Raw genomic sequence first — 2,536 nt, forward strand, 5'->3', positions numbered from 1 at the left:
ACTTTTTTGCTTTCACGTTTTTTCTAGAAAAAATAAAATTATTCAATAAAATAATAACATAAAAAGCCACAGTTTTTAGGAACAAAAAAAATAACTTTTTCCTAACTTTGAAAAACCTTCTTTTTTAAAAAAGAAGGAACAATTTTAGGAAAAATTAACTTTTATTTTAATCTTTTTATAAGTTAGTTTTTTACAACTAAAAATTAATTTTTTTTAAAACTTAGGAACATTTTTTAAAACTTAAGAACATTTAAACCTATTTTTTCCTAACTTTTATTTTTATTTTATTTTTACTTTGTTATTGTTTTTTTATTCTAATTTATTGCTTTTTTTTCAAAAAAATATCAAAATATAACTTAAAAATGATAAAATAAATTTGTAATTGTTTTTAATTCTTTCAATTCTTTTTGGTTTATTTTTATTTTGAGTGTCTTTTTTAAAACATTTTTATTATTTTTGGACAATTTTTATAATCTTTTTTTACTTTTTTAATTAAGATCTATTAATTTCCTAAAACTTTTAAAATTTTCAAGTTTTTATTATATATCGCTATTTTAATTAAAAAAATAAACAAAAAAATTATTTTTCATATTACTAATTCTAATACTTTTTGCCTCTCTTTTTTTCTTTTTTGCTTCGCTATTTTGCTTCGCTATTATTTTTTCCTCCGATTCTTTTTATTTAAATTTATTTTTCTTCTTATTTTAATCCCCCCTTTTTTTCTATTTCCATTTACATTTTTTTAATTCATATTCGTTTCATTTCACTTTTTTATTTACAACAAAATATTACAACATTACATAAAAACAAAGGATTAGTAAATTACAATGAAAATTTCTATCAAAGATATTTTCCAAAAACCAGAGTTATTTTATCAAAAAAAAATAGTATTAAATGGTTGGGTTAGAAATTGTCGTTATCAAAAAAAATTAATTTTTATCGATTTAAATGATGGTACTTTTCTGGAAAATTTACAAATTATTTGTAAAGAAACCAAAACCAAAAACATCGAAATCGCCGCCGAAATTACCGAATTTCATGAAAACCAAAAAGTCAACACCAACAACGAATCTCCAAATAACATTAATTTAGAAAAATTAAAAGAAATGTTGCAAATTGGGGCTTCTTTGCAAGTGGAAGGCATTCTAAAATCAACCAACAATCCCCAAACGCCTTTTGAAATTAGTGCCCAAAATGTTTCTCTTTTAGGCGCAAGTGATTTTTCTTATCCGCTTCAACCCAAAAAACATTCTAAGGCTTTTTTGAGACAAATATCTCATCTAAGAGTGCGCACCAAACTTTTTGGAGCAGTTTTTCGCATTAGAAATACCGCTTTTTTTGCCCTGCACAGTTTTTTTCAAAAAAAAGGTTTTTTTCACATCAACACCCCCATTATCACTGCTAATGATGGCGAAGGCGCGGGTGAATTATTTCAACTTACAACCCTTAATTTAGAAGCTTTGCCACAAACAAAAAACATTCCAAACGCTTTCAAACTTGCCGATGAGACTACCAGCAAAAATGAAATTGATTATCAAAAAGATTTTTTTGGCAAAAAAGTTTTTTTAACAGTAACAGGTCAACTAGAAGCAGAAGCGATGGCTTTGGGTTTGAATAAAGTCTATACTTTTGGTCCTACTTTTAGAGCTGAAAAATCAAATACTCCAAGACATGCTGCTGAATTTTGGATGTTAGAACCTGAAATGGCTTTTTGCAATTTATCTCAAAATTTAAAAGTCGCCCAAGAAATGTTACAATTTGTTATTGCTAAATGTTTAGAACAAAATTATCAAGATATAGAATTTTTGGATAAGACAGAAAAAAACGGTTTAATTGAAGAATTAAAAAACATCGCTGAGGAAAAAGAATTTTTGACAGTAAAATACGAACAAGCTTTAGAAATTTTGCAAAAAAGCAACACCAAATTTGAAAACCCCCTTTTTTATGGCGCTGATTTAGCAACCGAACACGAAAAATATTTAACCGAAACACATTTTAAAAAACCAGTTTTTATTGTTGATTGGCCCAAAGAAATTAAAGCTTTTTATATGAAAAATAATCCCGATCAAAAAACAGTAGCTGCGATGGATCTTTTAGTTCCTCGTGTTGGAGAATTAATTGGCGGATCGCAAAGAGAAGAAAATTTATCAGTTTTAATTGAAAAAATGAACCAAATGAAAATTCCTCAAAAAGATTTGGAATGGTATTTAGATTTACGCCGTTTTGGGGGATGCATTCATTCAGGTTTTGGCTTAGGATTTGAAAGACTACTAATTTTTTTAACAGGATTAGATAATATTCGTGATGTAATTGCTTTTCCAAGAACTTATCATAATTTAGTTTTTTAAGTTTAATTAATATTATCGTTTTTTATTTATCAATTTACAAGAACTTTAAAACTTTTTAACCTTTTCTTAAATATTTTTTAACTCTAAAATGTTTTTCTAAAACATTTTTTTATTTTTTGTTGGGAATTTCGTTTTTACTTATTTTTAAAAACAAAAAAATTACAAAATCATATTTAATATTTTTTAAC

At 25.5% G+C, this 2,536-nt stretch carries 1 protein-coding gene; it reads left to right on the top strand.

Features of this window, described 5'->3' with window-relative positions; all coding sequences use genetic code 11:
• Positions 1 to 827 precede the first annotated feature (827 nt).
• Complete coding sequence (gene asnS / locus OL66_RS00410; RefSeq protein ID WP_034172028.1) at positions 828 to 2,348, top strand: asparagine--tRNA ligase; 1,521 nt, start codon at positions 828 to 830, stop codon at positions 2,346 to 2,348.
• Positions 2,349 to 2,536: the final 188 nt, after the last annotated feature.

Source organism: Chrysanthemum yellows phytoplasma, assembly GCF_000803325.1.
GTDB lineage: Bacteria > Bacillota_I > Bacilli_A > Acholeplasmatales > Acholeplasmataceae > Phytoplasma > Phytoplasma asteris.